Below are 14,896 nucleotides of genomic sequence, written 5' to 3'. Positions count from 1 at the left end.
TACCGCAATAGAACCGTAGGGTTAATCGGACCTTAAATCCGCCCACAACAAATACTGGCGGTCCTGCCCGCGGGAGACGCTGTCCCTTGCAAGCCTCAAGTAATCCACGTATGTATGAAGTGCTGACGGTTAAACTCCCGGTTGTATCGCGTACAGCCTCCCGGTGCGGCGCAGGATCTCAAATTGCTCGAGGTGCCCGCGTTTTCTGCCCCCTCCACGCAGCCAGCGCGTCGCGCGGCCGAGTTGGAGTGGCGGTTTCGAGCTCGAGGGGCGTCCGGTACCAGGTTTTTTTGCGCCGGGGACGGTTTCAGAAGGTAATGACCGATTGTCCCGGCCCTGCGGCCACGAGGTACGACAGCCGACAGGCACTTTGGCGCCGCGTCGGTCCGGCAGCGAGATATACGGCGGTGCTTTTGCCGCCAACCTGTTCAGACGGGCCGACGCCTGATGCGCCAGACTGAAGAGCCGACCAAAATCCCCGCAAAGACCGCGCCGACGCGAGGCGAGAGCTTCGCGCGCCGCACCGCGCCGGGAACAGGATCGGCAAGGCGCCCAGGATCACATCGCGGCCTTCCCCTCACCCCCGAATCAGGTGGACCGTTGCGTCACCCGGCCGCGCGAAACGCGCGCGCCGTGCCATGCGCCCTCCGCCGCCAAGAGCTCCAACATGTCCAACAAACCCAACAAGATGTTGATCGACGCCACCCACCCGGAAGAGACCCGGGTGGTCGTGGTTCGCGGCAATCGCGTCGAGGAATTTGATTTCGAATCCGCCCAGCGCAAACAACTGCGCGGCAACATCTATCTGGCCAAGGTCACCCGCGTGGAACCTTCGCTGCAGGCCGCGTTCATCGAATACGGCGGAAACCGACACGGCTTCCTTGCGTTCAGCGAAATCCATCCTGACTATTATCAGATTCCGGTCGCCGACCGTCAGGCGCTGATCGAAGCCGACGAGCGCGCGCATCGCGAGGCGGAAGAAGAGTCGGAAGATCGCTCCAGCCGCCGCCGCTCACGGAATCGCAGTTCGCGCCGGCGCGACCACGGCGAACGCGTGCAGAGCGCCATCGTCGAGGATGCGGACCATGAGGACGCGGCGGCAGATGCGTCGCAGTTCGGGCATCCCCACGACGAATCGACGCCGGACGAACATGTCGGGCAGCAACACGAGGTGCAGGATCACGATCATCCACACGAGGATGACGCGAATCACGAACACCATGAGCAGGCGCAAGATCAGGATGATGTCGGGCACGGCGATCCCTATGGTTCCGATCATCACGAAATCGATGCGGGTCATCCGCAGGGCTCGCAAGACTTCGCTTTCGCGCCGGACCCGGATGACGCCGTCCGCGAGCCTCGCGACGAGGCGCATCGTGAAGCCGACGAAGCCCCGGTGGCATCGAATGCACATGCGGCCGATTTCGAGCCGCAGGCCCATGACGCTCAAGACGATCATGCGGAACCGGCCGTTCTCGCTGCCGAGGAGGCACACGAACCTCACGATCATCACGAAGCTCACGATCACGACGTCGTCCCCGCTGACGAGGACGAGGACGATGGTGAGGCCGAGGAGGACCAGCAGGTCGAATCCGTCGGCGGCGACGATGCGCTGGAGGAAGTGCCCGAGCGCACCTACCGGCCGCGGCGTCAGTACAAAATTCAGGAAGTCATCAAGCGCCGCCAGGTGATGCTGGTGCAGGTTGTCAAGGAAGAGCGCGGCAACAAGGGCGCGGCGCTGACGACTTATCTATCGCTGGCCGGCCGTTACGCCGTGCTGATGCCCAACACCGCGCGCGGCGGTGGCATCAGCCGCAAGATCACCTCGGCACAGGATCGTTCGCGGCTGAAGGAGGTGGTGCAGGACCTCGACGTGCCCGAAGGCATGGGAGTTATCCTGCGCACCGCCGGCGCCTCGCGCACCAAGCCGGAGATCAAGCGCGACTTCGAATATCTGATCCGCATGTGGGAAACCGTGCGTGACGTGACCCTGCGGTCGCAGGCGCCGACGCTCGTGTATGAAGAAGGCTCGCTGATCAAGCGTTCGCTGCGCGATCTCTACAGCAAGGAAATCGACGAAATCCAGGTAGCCGGTGAAGCCGGTTATCAGGAAGCGCGCGATTTCATGAAGATGCTGATGCCGTCCAACGTTCGCGCGGTAAAGCCGTATCACGATTATCAACCGTTATTCTCGCGCATGGGCGTGGAAAGCCAGCTCGATGCGATGTTCTCGCCGACGGTGCAGCTTCGCTCCGGAGGATACATCGTGATCAACCAGACCGAGGCGCTGGTGTCGATCGACGTCAATTCCGGCCGTTCGACCCGCGAGCATCACATCAAGGATACCGCGCTCAAGACCAATCTCGAGGCTGCCGAGGAAGTCGCCAGGCAGTTGCGATTGCGCGATCTCGCCGGCCTGATCGTCATCGACTTCATCGACATGGACGAGAAGCGCAACAACCGCGCCGTGGAGCGCAAGCTCAGCGACTGTCTGCGCCACGACCGTGCGCGCATTCAGGTCGGACGCATCTCGCACTTCGGGCTTCTGGAAATGTCGCGCCAGCGCATTCGCGCCAGCATGCTGGAAAGCTCGACCGAGCCCTGCCCGCACTGCGGCGGCACCGGTCACGTGCGGTCGGTTCCATCGGTGGCCTTGCAGTTGCTGCGCAGCCTCGAGGAAACCCTGATGAAAGGCGCGACGCACAATCTTATCGTGCGGACACGCACCAATGTCGCGTTGTATGTGCTCAACCAGAAGCGTGGTCATCTCCGCGACCTCGAACACAGCTTCAAGGTCGGTCTTTCCGTGGTCGCCGATCCTGGAATCGCCGGTCAGCAATCGTTCATCATCGATCGCGGTGAGCAGGTGCATACGCTGGAAGCCGCGAAAGCGCTGCTGGCCGCGCAACTTGCCGCATTCCCTCCGCAACCCGAAGAAGCCACCGAGGATGAGCAGCCTCTCGATACTGAAGCCGAGACCGAGACCGGCGATACCGAAGCCCGCACCGACGAACAAGCGGTTAGCGAAGCCGAAGGCGACGGCCGCAAGCGAAAGCGCCGCCGGTCCCGGCGCGAACGATCCGTAGAAATCCGCGAGGATCAGATCGCCCCTGAGGACGATACCGACAACGTGCTGATTCCTGCTGATTTCGCCGCGGCGCGCTTCATGACCGGCGACGTCGAAAATGACGGAGATGACGCCGAAGCGCAGGATGCCGAAGCGCAAGCCGATCAGTCTCCGGACGAGGAACGGCGCCCGCGTCGTCGCGGACGGCGTGGCGGCAGGCGTCGGCGCGGGAGTACCGGCACGGGCCTCGCCGGCTCGATTTCCGACGAACTTGGTCCGACCTCAGCGTCGGAAGTCGTCGAAGCCGTCGCAGACTTCGACTCGGCGCCGATCGCCCCTGAACCTGAACCGCAGGCCGGTTCGCCCGACGTCGAAGCTCAGCCGAAGAACTCCGCGGTGCAGCCCGACATCGCGAGCCCTCCGGATGACGCCAAGGACCAGGCCATATCAGAAACCGAAAAAACGGTTCGCAGGCGCTCGACGGTGCGCGAGAAGGTGAGCTTCACTTCGGAAGAGGCGCCGCCGGTGGCGCCCGCGGCTCAAAGCCAGCCGGAAGAAACGGCTCCTGAGCCGCAACAGCCTCCGGACGAATCGAACGAAGACCGTCCACGCCGTGGGGGGTGGTGGTCGCGCCGGTTCGGCAACGGCGGCTAGAGCCTTTCCGCTTCTGATGGAATCAGAAGCGGGGCTCTATGTTTTTGATTTGACGCGTTTTCTTTACGCGAACCGGTAGCCACTTCGCTTGAAAACGCTCTAAAGCGGTCTTTTCGCGAATGCAAAACGCCCGGCAATGCCGGGCGTTTTTTTTTGCACAGGGCCGCACGAGGCTAGAGCATGATCCCGAAACGTGGAAACCGGTTTTCGGAAAAGATCATGCTCAAACAAAAAAGGCGACGAATCTTCAACGCAGTGAACCAGACCCAACAGAGTCTTGATTCCATCAAAAACCGGAATAGCTCCGGGTCAGAAATGGCTATAGGAGAGCCGCGGAAACGCGATCTCGTCGTCTTCGGCATCAAGCCATTTCGGCAGCATGTTGCCTGCAACGATCGTCCCGATCGACGTGACCGCAACGCCGACGCTTCGTGCCGACCGCGCGAAATCCCCGAAGCTGTTCTCGGCGATCGTGCACAGGATCTCGTAATCGTCGCCGCCGCTTACCACAGATTCGAGACAAGTCCGGCCTTGTTCCATCAGTCCGCGGGCGGCGTCCGATAACGGAACGGACCCGGCATCGATCACGGCCGAAACCCCCGACGCCGCGCACAGTTTCGCAAGATCACCGGCCAGGCCGTCGGACACGTCCATCGCGGCGCGCGCAAATTTCCGAACGCTTTCCGCGAGAGCGATGCGCGGTTGCGGCATCCGGTAGCGGCCGAGCAACATCTCGCGGACCGCGACATCGCCGACAGTTATTTTTTTCGTGAGAATAGCGAGGCCCAGCGAGGCGTCGCCGATGGTGCCGGAAACAACGATGCGGTCGCCCGGCTCCGCGCGGCTGCGCAGGATCATTTCACCGGGCGGCACGCGACCAAAGGCGGTGATGGAAATCGTCAGCGGCCCCGGCGTCGCCACGGTGTCGCCGCCAAGCAAGGGGCAGCCAAATCCGGTTGCATCGTCGGAGAGCCCGCGCGCGAACGAGGCGAGCCACTCTTCATCGGCGTTGCGCAAGGCCAGACTCATGACGAAGCCGGCAGGCGTTGCTCCCTTGGCGGCAAGATCGGAAAGATTGACACGCAAGGCCTTCCTGGCGACCGTCTCCGGCGGATCGCCGCTCAAAAAATGCACGCCTTCGACGATGGCGTCGGTCGTAATCACGAGATCGTCGCCGCCGACTTTCAGGATGGCCGCATCGTCGGCAAGCCCCAAAGCGCCCGGATCGGTTGCAATCGGCTTGAAGTAACGCCCAATCAGATCGTCTTCACCGGACGGCATGCGGTTGATCCTTGCGGGCTGATTGCCGCGTTCAAACTCATCACGTGGATGCCCGGCATAAAGCCGTGCATGACGACATCGGCCTTGCCCTACCCTCGCCCAAACTCGTCGGCGCGGAAACGGCGCGCGATCTGATCAAGCACCGCGTTGACCATGCCGGCCTCCTCTTTCTCGACGAAGGCGTGCGCGACATCGACATATTCGGACACCACCACCCGCGCCGGAACATCCTTGCGGTGTTCCAGTTCGTACGAGCCGGCGCGCAGCACCGCACGCAGGATTGCCGCGATACGCTTCAGCGGCCAGCCCTTCGACAGCGCATCGTCGATCAACGGGTCGAGCTTTCCCTGGTCGCGGACCACGCCCGCCACGACGTCACGGAAGAATTCGGCCTCGGCGGGAAGATATTTGTCGCCTTCGACTTCGCTGCCAAGCCAGTGGCTGTCGAACTCCGCGAAGACGTCGTTGATTCCTGCGCCGCCGATCTCCATCTGGTACAGCGCCTGCACCGCGGCGAGCCGCGCCGCTCCGCGCCGGTTGGCCTTCCTGTCGATACCCGCCTTGATGTCCGCCATCGTGTCGTTACGCTTTCGCCAATCGGCGCTTGATCCGCAGCATTGCCAGCGCCGCTTGCGCCGCATGGCCGCCCTTGTTCAATTCGCTCGTGCGTGCCCTCGCCCATGCCTGCGCCTCGGTGTTGACGGTGATGATGCCGTTGCCGACCGGCACGCGCCGCTGCACCGACAGATCCATCAGCCCGCGGCAGGATTCCGTCGAGACGATCTCGAAATGGATGGTGTCGCCCCGCACTACGCAGCCGAGCGCGACCACCGCGTCGTAAGGCTCGCCATTCCGCTCGGCCGCATCGAGCGCCATGGCAATCGCTGCCGGAATTTCCAGAGCGCCGGGAACGGTGACGACCTCATAACCGACGCCGGCAGATCTCAGTTCCGCGACCGCGCCTTCGAGCAGCGCATCCTGTATGTCGTCGTAGAACCGCGCCTCGACGATCAGGGCGCGCGCGCCTGAGACGTCGGTCCGATCCTGAGGCGCTGCGCGCCTTGCCTCTGCCATACCCTGCTCCGGTTAGCCGCTGCCGGGCCAACCCGGCATTCCCATCCTGTTAAGAGGTGGGATAGACCAGTCAAGCCCGCGCACGATACTTCCGTCGATGTGACCTACTTCATCTCGCTCAGCCGCGCCGCGTAACGAGCCATCAGGTCGACCTCGATATTGGCCTCAAGGCCTGCGCGCCAATCGCCGAGCGTCGTGACGTCGAGCGTTCGCGGAATGATAAGCACCGAAAACGTCTCGTCCCGCACGGCGTTCACCGTCAGCGATACGCCGTCCAGCGTCACCGAACCCTTGGCCGCGATGAAGCGCGCCAGATTCCGGACTGTGCGCAACTCAAAACGCACCATGCCGTGCAGATCGTCGCGCGCAACCACGGTTGCGATTCCGTCGACGTGGCCCGCGACGATGTGGCCGCCGAGTTCGTCGCCGATTTTCAACGCGCGTTCGAGATTGAGCCGCGTCCCGACCGACCAACGCCTTGCCGTCGTCACGTCGAGCGTCTCAGCCCCGACATCGACGTCGAACCAGTTTCGCCCGCCAGCGACGCCCGAGGCGACAACAGTCAGGCAAACGCCGTTGCAAGCGATGGACCCGCCGTCTGCGATGGTGGAGCGATCATAGCGGCAGAGGATGCGCAGCCGGTGCAGCCGGTTCTGCGCCGTCGGCGTCAGGCTTTCGATCTCGCCGATGTCGGTCACTATGCCGGTGAACATCAGAACCTTCTGCAGCGCCCCCGAAAGACGTTTCGCGCTCAAGCCAACTGGATTTATAGCGTTTTCGAGCAAAGCGGAAAGGCTCACAACTAAACACGCTCGTAAATCGTGAGCATGTCCTGATCCAGCGTCTCACTCGCACGAGCCTTGAATTGAGACGATCGCGTGATGGTGTCCAGCGGCAAGGGACCGAGCGCCGGCACGCCGTCGTCGCCGATCGGATCGGGACCACGCAGCAGCCACGCTTCATCGACCAGACCGGCCGCGACAAATGAAGCTGCAACACGCGCCCCGCCTTCGACCAACAGGCGCGTTATGCCCCTCTCGGACAGGGCGCGGAGAACGGCGGTCAGATCGAGCCCGGGCGCGCCGGCGGCGACCGGAACGCGCACGACCTGCACGCCGGCTGCGCCGAGTTTCGCGGCCGCGGACACCTCAACAGGATCAGAGGCCATCACCAAAAGCGGGGTCTCTCGCGCGGACCGGACCAGCCGGCTCTCGTGCGGGATGCGCAGTGCGTGATCCAGCACCACGCGCAGCGGCGAGCGCGTTTCCATGCCCGGAAGCCGGCAGGTCAGGAGAGGGTCGTCGGCCAGCACGGTGCCGATGCCGACCAGGATGCCGCTGCACTGCGCGCGCAGCAGATGCACCCGCGCCCGCGCCGCCTCGCCCGTAATGGCGACCGGCGTGCCTCCGGCGGCTGCGATCTTTCCGTCGCTGGACGTGGCGAGTTTAAGGATGACGTGCGGGCGCTTGTCCCGAACCCGCCGGAAATGGCCGGCATGATGGTGCGCCGCCTCGACCGCGCAAAGCCCGACTTCGACCGATATTCCGGCGGCCCGCAACCGGGCGTGGCCCTGCCCCGCGACTTCGGGGGTGGGATCCTCGATAGCGGATACGATACGCGTGACGCCCGCCGCGATCACGGCATCGGCGCATGGCGGCGTCTTTCCGACATGCGAACAGGGCTCGAGCGTGACATATAGCGTCGCGCCGCGCGCCGCCTCTCCCGCGCGCCGCAGCGCCTCGACCTCGGCATGCGGACGGCCTCCCGGCTGGGTCCAGCCGCGACCGACGATCACCCCGTCTTTCACGAGGACGGCGCCCACGGCCGGATTGGGGGCGCTCGCGCCCAGGCTGCGGCGGCCCAGCGCCAGCGCCAGTTGCATGAAATGCAAATCGGCGGCTTTGGCGGTCCGGAGCTTTTCGCCGTATTGCTCTTCCAGAATGCGGAAGATCATTTGCGCAGCGGCACCTGCCGCGCGTCGTCCTCGCTGGAGAGTTCACCCAGCACCGCCTCGAAATCCTTTGCCTCCCGGAAATTGCGGTAGACCGAGGCAAAGCGCACATAGGCGACGTCATCAAGGCTCCGCAGATGCTCCATCACGATTTCGCCGATGGTCTCGGACGAAATTTCCGCCTCGCCGCCGCTCTCCAATTCGCGGACAATGGCCGACACCATGGTCTCGACGCGCTCGGCATCGACGGGCCGTTTACGCAAGGATATCTGCAGCGAGCGCACCAGTTTGTCGCGGTCGAACGGCACTCGTCGTCCGTTGCGCTTGATGACCGTGAGTTCACGCAACTGCACGCGCTCGAAGGTGGTGAAGCGGAAATTGCAGGCCATGCAGACGCGCCGCCGCCGGATCACGGCCGAATCTTCCGTCGGCCGCGAGTCCTTCACTTGGGTATCCAGACTGTTGCAACTCGGGCAGCGCATCAACGCGCCTCCTCGTTTGCGTCATGGCCGGGCTTATCCCGGCCATCCATGTCTTTGAACCGCCGGCCGTCAAAGTCGTGGATGCCCGGCATAAAGCCGAGCATGACGGCCGGATTACATGGCCAAAATCTCATCATTACTGATAAATCGGAAAACGGTCGGTCAGCGCTTTGACCTTCTCCTTCACCGCCGCCTCGACCAGCGGGGCCTTGCCGTCGTCGGCCTGAGCGATAGCATTGAGCACTTCAGCGATCAGCCCGCCGACCTGCTTGAATTCCGCAACCCCGAAACCGCGCGTGGTCGTTGCCGGCGTGCCGAGACGAAGACCGGAAGTCACGAACGGCTTTTCGGGATCAAAAGGAATGCCGTTCTTGTTGCAGGTGAGGCCTGCGCGGACCAGCGCCTTTTCCGAGACGTTGCCTCTCAGCCCCTTGGGCCGCAGGTCCACCAGCATCAGGTGGTTGTCGGTGCCGCCGGAGACGATATCGAAGCCATGGCCACGCAGGCTTTCGGCCAGCGCCTTGGCATTTTCGACGACGTTCTTCGCGTAAAGCTTGAAGTCCGGGCGCAGCGCCTCGCCGAATGCCACGGCCTTGGCGGCGATGACATGCATCAGCGGTCCGCCCTGCAGGCCGGGGAAGATGGCCGAATTGAACTTCTTGGCGAGCGCCTCGTCATTGCACAGGATCAGGCCGCCGCGCGGACCGCGCAGCGACTTGTGGGTGGTAGTCGTGGTCACGTGCGCGTGCGGCACCGGCGAGGCATGCACGCCCCCGGCGACGAGACCGGCGAAGTGCGCCATGTCCACCATCAGATAAGCCCCGACGCTATCGGCAATCTCGCGGAAGCGCTTGAAGTCCCACGGCCGCGAATAGGCCGAGCCGCCGGCGATGATCAGCTTCGGCCTGACCTCCTCGGCCCGGCGCGCCACCTCGTCCATGTCGATCAGGTGGTCGTCGCGCCGCACGGTGTAGTGAGCGGCCTTGAACCACTTGCCGGACATATTGACCGGCGCGCCGTGAGTCAGGTGACCCCCGGCCGCAAGATCAAGACCCATGAAGGTGTCGCCAGGCTGAAGCAGCGCCAGGAACACCGCCTGGTTCATCTGGCTGCCGGAGTTCGGCTGGACGTTGGCGAACTGGGCACCGAACAGCTTCTTGGCCCGCTCGATCGCCAGCGTTTCCACGACGTCGACCCACTCGCATCCGCCGTAATAGCGCGCGCCCGGATAACCCTCGGCGTATTTGTTGGTCAATACCGAGCCCTGCGCCTCCAGAACCGCGCGGCTGACGATATTTTCCGACGCGATCAGTTCGATTTCGTGGCGCTGGCGACCCAACTCGCCCTTGATCGCGGCGGCGATTTCGGGATCGGCATCGGCCAGGGTGGCCGCGAAGAAGGAATCAGGCGCGGAGGCGGTTTTGGCGGTCGAGTCCATCTACAGAATATCCTTGGCGGCGCAGCCCGTCAGACCGGGCGCGAGCAGCAGTAACGGGCGATCGAAGCGGCGCCAGCCAGATAGCACATCGGTTTGTGACGGCCAAGGTGTTGCGCCTGCGCTATGACGTCCGGACAATATATGGTGGAATGCTGAAGATTGCCAAAGCACGGGTGCGACCCGCCTTCCCCCTCCCCCTGAGGTTTCCGGCAAAGCCCAGCACGGCCGGGCCAAATCGGCGGAATATGCCGGTCAGTGCACCCGACTTCAGGCGGGCTGACCGGCTCACTGGGGTCCGCAGGTTATTTCTCCGTGACGACCACGGTGTAATGCACGGCGTCTGCGTCGATGGTCATCCTGTAACCGCCAATCGAAAACTCGTTGTGCAGGGACTTGGCGCCGCCGGACACAGCGTCCAGTTCGTCCGACGTGAGAACATGCGTCTCGTTGTTTCTGGTCTGCGGGGACATTGCAATCTCCTGAGGTTGATGTGGGTTGGTTCGCTTCAGCAGCCGTCGCCGCCGAAACTGACGCAGGTGTGTTCGAAGCCCGGCCGGACGACGACGCCGTAATGATTGGCGTCGGCCTCGATGGTCATGAACATCCGGTCGACAAACACTACGGCTTTCATGCCGCCAGAAACGCTGTTGAGTTCGTCATCCCTGAGCGCACGGATGTCACCGGTCGTGATCGTATTGGTCATCGTGGTTCTCCTTGCTGATTGACACGTCGTCTGTTTGACGACGCCACCACGATGCAAGACAGAGCCGGAGCGGTCCGTGATGTGACTCACGTGCGAGCGCTCTTCAATGACACGCGTCATAAAATGGAACCGGCGGCTTGAGGTGCAGCAAGCCATCAGCCGGCGCCAACCGTGCTGACTGGTGGAAATTACGTTATTTGGAGAGATAGCGGCGGAGCGCGGCGACCGACGGTCCGACCTGTTCGGCCGCTTCCAGTAATGTCTCGCGGGAGACATTCAGCCGGCTCGCCCAGAGGGCGGTCTGGGCGTGGTTACTGGTATCCACCGTGGGCTCTGGTCGCTGGTAGGCGGATATCACTGATGCAACTGAGACAAGCTGGATCATTCCCCAAATTTAGCGATCGAATCGCAACCCGCCACAGCGCCATGCCGTAACGGTTAAGATAGGGTTTCTGGTTTCGGCCAATTTGGAACCAGATCCGCTTACGGCCATGAAATGACATGATTTCCTGGGAAGCTGCGCTCCCGGAACGCCGGGCAAACTATCGCATTCGTGCGCCGTTCAACCCGTGGAAAGGCAACCGCAATGAGGAAAACCATTCTCGCCGTCTGCTGCGCAACGCTGATGGGCATCGGCACCGCTGCGGCACAGACTTATGGGGCGCCGGCTCAGGATACTACGTCGAGCAGTCCATCCACATCCCAGCACGTCATGCCCAAGGGCAAGACAGCCAAAGGCAAGACGACGAAACACAAGACCGTCGGCATGTCGAAGGGATCGAAGACGAAGAACGACATGAAACCGGACGATACGGCGAAGTAAGTTCTTTGCACTGTCTGCGCTGAAGCCGCGTGGCATCGCGCGGTTTCAGTCCTGCTTCGCTGCGTCGTTCAACGAAGGCTTCGCCGTCTCTCACGAACCCGGCAGGTCATACCCAATAAATAACCGCCCCAGTTACCGAGAGCGCCAGCAGGATGAGCGCTGTCATCGTCCAGCTACCTTGGCGAGCGCTATAGCGGCCCCGGGCGCGACGCTCCGTAATGAGGGCCCGTTCGTACTCGTCGGAAGATGAAAAGATGCAGGCGAAGCCGCTGCGCGCAACCGCCGCGGCGGCTTCGAGCGATCGTAAATCGCTATGAGTTGTTCTGCGTGAGATCCTCATGAGCGAATGCTGGAATCGTATGGTAAATAAAAGGTTAATATTTTCTGCGTCCGTACCGGGAAGCACCATTTCATTGCAGACTTTCTGAAACACATTTTCGAAAGCACCAAGATCCATGCCTGCGTCGTTGGTCTGCATGCTCCGGAGAGCCCGCACGCCCTCGGCTGAATGTTCCCTCTATGTTCCACAGACTGGCTAGCCGGCCGAAACGGATGACGGCCGGTGGGAATCTGTGCTTAACGATCCAACGCCCAGCCCGACGCGCCGCAATTGCCGATCCAGCAATGCCACCTTAACGAAATCCCGCGTCCTATTCCGCGCGTCAGTTGCTTACGATATCAGCCGCATGTGGAAATCACGTGAATCGGGTTTTTCAGGTTTTCATCAGTTCGACCTGCAACGATTTGAGGGACGAACGACAGGCCGTCAGCAACACGTTGGCAAAAGCGGGATACATGCCTGCTGGTCTGGAGGTGCTTCCGGCGACCGATCAAACGCAACTGGAGTACATCAAGCGGATCATTGACCGAAGCGACTATTATGTCGCGATCGTCGGCAGCCGTTATGGCTCGCTCTCGCATGACGGTCTGAACTTTAGCGAAGGAGCATTTGAGTACGCGCGATCCAAAGACGTTCCGATACTAGCGTTGCTTTCTGAAATTCCCGAACCGGACGCCGGACTAAAAGAAAGACTGGACGCTTTCAAAGCTCGTTTGAGTGCAGCCGGCATCGTCGAAACATGGCTCAATGAAAGCGACCTGTGCATGAAGGCCGTGATGGCCGTCGCAACCGCGGTTAACCTGAAGCCGAGGGCCGGCTGGATACGAGGCGATCAAGCCATCGATCCAAAGGTCCTTCAGGAACTGGAAAGACTCCGCATCGAGAATGCGGACCTTCATCAGAAGCTGGCCAATCTCAATCGCGGCTCGACGGACCTGGTCCTCGCAGGATCGGTCGATTCGGTTACCGTGGAATTCCTCGTCTATCGATCCGAAGAAGGGGCTCCGGATACCGTCTCCAAGTCGATTTCATTGGGCGATGTTTTTGTCGGAATCTATGACCATCTCCTCAAGAGCCCGTCGGAAGCCTACGTTCGAGAACTCGTCGGATATTGGTACCGGCAGAAATTTCGCATGTCCGACTATTGGGAGCTTGGCGAAAAAAGCGTGACCGTCATCCGGGACCGGCTGGAAGCCATGGGCCTGATCAGATCCCGCTCAATCATCGCGGGGTTTTCCAATCACATCGCCTGGTCCGTGACCGAGAAGGGAAAACAGTTTCTCCGGTCGCGGCGCTGATGATGGATCGATCAGGTTCCGCAATCACTTAACGCGGCCTCCGGATCGGTTTTGTGAGGTGGTGCGCTCGGAGGGACTCGAACCCCCACGATGTTACTCACTGCCACCTCAAGGCAGCGCGTCTACCAATTCCGCCACGAGCGCTTGGATCGGAGCCGGGGCTCGCGCCCCGACGGATCAACGGCGCCGATGTAACAAAACAACGGTGGTGGGACAAGGCCCGCGGAACGTTCTTCCCCGAGCCAAAACGGTCCGAAACAGCATTGCCTGGAAGCCATAACGATACTGGAATCAGGGGTTTCGGATGTGCTCTTGATCCCGCTGCCGATCTCGGGTCCGTCCGTTGCGGACCGCAAGTCCGCGCTTACCTGCGGTCGGGCGTTCGCGGCAGCATCTGTTTGACTTCCACGGCGATGCGGTTGCGGTTGACCATCACCACCCCGCTGGCCACCGGCATGTTGTTGGCCAGGATCTTGACCTCGTCCTGCTCGGTGGCGTCCAGTTCAATGATGGCGCCGCGGCTGAGCCGCATGACCTGATGAACGGGCATCGATGTAGTCCCCAGGACCACCATGAGATCGACGGATACTTTATCGAGCGTCGCCACGAATACGGACTCACGAACCATGCAAAATTGATACGGTCCAAGACCACCACGTTATGGTTAGACAATGGTTAATGATCGCCAGCTTCTTGATTTGAAGCCGTTTGCTGCCTCGCCCGGCAATCCCGTCGAGTGGGTCTTGTCCGATGCGCCGGTGCCCTATCCGGAGGCTGTTGCCGTGATGGAAACACGGGCGGCTGCGATCGCCTCAAGCGAAGCGCCGGAACTGGTCTGGCTGCTGGAGCATCCTCCGCTCTACACCTCCGGCACCAGCGGGCGCGAAGGTGATCTGCTGCAGACTCGTTTTCCGCTGTTTTCCACCGGACGCGGCGGCCAGGTGACTTATCACGGCCCTGGCCAGCGCGTGGCCTATGTCATGCTCGACTTGAAGCGCCGCCGCCCCGACGTGCGGGCATTCGTCGCCGGACTTGAGGAATGGCTCATCCGAACGCTCGGCGCTTTCGGCGTCAGGGGAGAACGGCGGGAGGACCGGGTCGGCGTTTGGGTGGCGCGCCCGGACAAGGGAGCGGGCCGCGAGGACAAGATCGCGGCGATCGGCATACGGCTGCGCCACTGGGTATCGTTCCACGGCGTCTCGCTCAACGTCGATCCCAACCTCAGCCATTTCGACGCCATCGTGCCCTGCGGCGTCACCGATCCGCGCTACGGCGTCACCAGCCTCGCCGATCTCGGCCTTCGCGTCGAGCAGACCGATGTCGACGTCGCGCTCCGGCGCGCGTTTGCAGAGGTGTTCGGACCTTCGGACCTGCGTATGCCGGGAAAGGATACCTGACCTCTCCGCTGCTCGTACGAAACCGCGCAGGTCACGGGCTGCAAGCGAGCCAAGGCCGAGTCCAGGTCGCCTACGCCGTCGGAAGTTGTGAGAAGCGCTCGCCGGGTCGGATCAACTTCAAGGCGTCCGCTATCACCGGCCGATCTTCGACCGCATCGACGCGCGCGAATTCCGGTCCGTTTCGGCAGCGCGCCACCATGTCGGCGACGGCTTCGGTCTGCCCCGTGAACAGAGCCTCGACGCTGCCGTCACGGCGGTTGCGCACCCAGCCGGCAACGCCGAGATGGATAGCTTCGATCATCGTCCAGTAGCGGAAGCCGACACCCTGGACGCGGCCGCGGATCACGATCTGACGAACCACATCATTCATCTGGCGATTCATTCCCGG

17 protein-coding genes and 1 tRNA gene are annotated in these 14,896 nt (G+C 62.3%); 4 read left to right on the top strand and 14 right to left on the bottom strand.

What is annotated here, in order from left to right:
- The first annotated feature begins 667 nt into the window (after positions 1-667).
- Positions 668-3,721, top strand: a complete 3,054-nt coding sequence (locus ACS3WA_RS12040; RefSeq protein WP_438278748.1) for an Rne/Rng family ribonuclease — start codon at positions 668-670, stop codon at positions 3,719-3,721.
- A gap of 309 nt (positions 3,722-4,030) precedes the next feature.
- Here the strand turns inward: ACS3WA_RS12040 and thiL are convergent, their stop codons facing one another.
- From thiL to ACS3WA_RS11990, 10 genes are all read right to left on the bottom strand, one after another.
- Positions 4,031-5,002 carry a thiamine-phosphate kinase gene (gene thiL, locus ACS3WA_RS12035; protein WP_438278747.1) on the bottom strand — a complete coding sequence of 324 codons (972 nt, stop codon included), beginning with the start codon at positions 5,000-5,002 and terminating at the stop codon, positions 4,031-4,033.
- 89 nt (positions 5,003-5,091) lie between these two features.
- On the bottom strand, positions 5,092-5,577 hold the full coding sequence (gene nusB / locus ACS3WA_RS12030; RefSeq protein ID WP_438278746.1) for a transcription antitermination factor NusB: 486 nt from the start codon (positions 5,575-5,577) through the stop codon (positions 5,092-5,094).
- Between the two features lie 7 nt (positions 5,578-5,584).
- The gene (gene ribH, locus ACS3WA_RS12025; RefSeq protein ID WP_438278745.1) at positions 5,585-6,076 is read right to left on the bottom strand and encodes a 6,7-dimethyl-8-ribityllumazine synthase; all 492 of its coding nucleotides are present in this window, start codon (positions 6,074-6,076) and stop codon (positions 5,585-5,587) included.
- Between the two features lie 104 nt (positions 6,077-6,180).
- Positions 6,181-6,789 carry a riboflavin synthase gene (locus tag ACS3WA_RS12020; protein WP_438278824.1) on the bottom strand — a complete coding sequence of 203 codons (609 nt, stop codon included), beginning with the start codon at positions 6,787-6,789 and terminating at the stop codon, positions 6,181-6,183.
- Positions 6,790-6,878: 89 nt separating this feature from the next.
- A complete protein-coding gene (ribD, locus tag ACS3WA_RS12015; RefSeq protein ID WP_438278744.1) occupies positions 6,879-8,030 on the bottom strand; it encodes a bifunctional diaminohydroxyphosphoribosylaminopyrimidine deaminase/5-amino-6-(5-phosphoribosylamino)uracil reductase RibD in 1,152 nt (383 codons plus the stop codon).
- A complete protein-coding gene (gene nrdR, locus ACS3WA_RS12010) occupies positions 8,027-8,509 on the bottom strand; it encodes a transcriptional regulator NrdR (protein WP_292614511.1) in 483 nt (160 codons plus the stop codon). The genes ribD and nrdR overlap by 4 nt, the downstream gene beginning before the upstream one ends.
- A 136-nt stretch (positions 8,510-8,645) precedes the next feature.
- Positions 8,646-9,947, bottom strand: a complete 1,302-nt coding sequence (gene glyA, locus ACS3WA_RS12005; RefSeq protein ID WP_438278743.1) for a serine hydroxymethyltransferase — start codon at positions 9,945-9,947, stop codon at positions 8,646-8,648.
- A 302-nt stretch (positions 9,948-10,249) separates the two neighbouring features.
- Positions 10,250-10,417, bottom strand: a complete 168-nt coding sequence (locus tag ACS3WA_RS12000; protein ID WP_438278742.1) for a hypothetical protein — start codon at positions 10,415-10,417, stop codon at positions 10,250-10,252.
- Between the two features lie 35 nt (positions 10,418-10,452).
- Positions 10,453-10,650 (bottom strand): hypothetical protein, encoded by a 198-nt coding sequence (locus ACS3WA_RS11995; RefSeq protein WP_438278741.1) that lies wholly within the window; start codon positions 10,648-10,650, stop codon positions 10,453-10,455.
- A gap of 193 nt (positions 10,651-10,843) precedes the next feature.
- Positions 10,844-10,975, bottom strand: coding sequence for a DUF3606 domain-containing protein (locus ACS3WA_RS11990; RefSeq protein ID WP_438278740.1), 132 nt, complete (start codon positions 10,973-10,975; stop codon positions 10,844-10,846).
- Between the two features lie 261 nt (positions 10,976-11,236).
- On the opposite strand from ACS3WA_RS11990, the gene ACS3WA_RS11985 reads away from it, so the two are divergent.
- Positions 11,237-11,473: a hypothetical protein gene (locus ACS3WA_RS11985; RefSeq protein ID WP_438278739.1), complete on the top strand. Its 237-nt coding sequence runs from the start codon at positions 11,237-11,239 to the stop codon at positions 11,471-11,473.
- Between the two features lie 106 nt (positions 11,474-11,579).
- Here the strand turns inward: ACS3WA_RS11985 and ACS3WA_RS11980 are convergent, their stop codons facing one another.
- Positions 11,580-11,813: a hypothetical protein gene (locus tag ACS3WA_RS11980; protein WP_438278823.1), complete on the bottom strand. Its 234-nt coding sequence runs from the start codon at positions 11,811-11,813 to the stop codon at positions 11,580-11,582.
- Between the two features lie 359 nt (positions 11,814-12,172).
- Here ACS3WA_RS11980 and ACS3WA_RS11975 point away from each other — a divergent pair, with 359 nt between their 5' ends.
- Positions 12,173-13,111: a DUF4062 domain-containing protein gene (locus tag ACS3WA_RS11975; protein ID WP_438278738.1), complete on the top strand. Its 939-nt coding sequence runs from the start codon at positions 12,173-12,175 to the stop codon at positions 13,109-13,111.
- A 59-nt stretch (positions 13,112-13,170) separates the two neighbouring features.
- On the opposite strand, the gene ACS3WA_RS11970 is transcribed toward ACS3WA_RS11975, so the two are convergent.
- Positions 13,171-13,255, bottom strand: a tRNA-Leu gene (locus ACS3WA_RS11970).
- A 220-nt stretch (positions 13,256-13,475) separates the two neighbouring features.
- Positions 13,476-13,718, bottom strand: a complete 243-nt coding sequence (locus tag ACS3WA_RS11965; protein ID WP_292614625.1) for a FliM/FliN family flagellar motor switch protein — start codon at positions 13,716-13,718, stop codon at positions 13,476-13,478.
- Between the two features lie 64 nt (positions 13,719-13,782).
- On the opposite strand from ACS3WA_RS11965, the gene lipB reads away from it, so the two are divergent.
- Positions 13,783-14,508, top strand: a complete 726-nt coding sequence (gene lipB / locus ACS3WA_RS11960) for a lipoyl(octanoyl) transferase LipB (protein ID WP_438278737.1) — start codon at positions 13,783-13,785, stop codon at positions 14,506-14,508.
- A gap of 70 nt (positions 14,509-14,578) precedes the next feature.
- Here the strand turns inward: lipB and ACS3WA_RS11955 are convergent, their stop codons facing one another.
- The gene (locus tag ACS3WA_RS11955; protein WP_438278736.1) at positions 14,579-14,878 is read right to left on the bottom strand and encodes an acylphosphatase; all 300 of its coding nucleotides are present in this window, start codon (positions 14,876-14,878) and stop codon (positions 14,579-14,581) included.
- Between the last annotated feature and the right edge of the window lie 18 nt (positions 14,879-14,896).

Origin of the sequence: Nitrobacter sp., from assembly GCF_051535235.1 — a bacterium.
Lineage (GTDB): Bacteria > Pseudomonadota > Alphaproteobacteria > Rhizobiales > Xanthobacteraceae > Nitrobacter.
The sequence above is the reverse complement of the archived record's forward strand: the minus strand, read 5'-3'. Positions and strand labels throughout refer to the sequence as shown.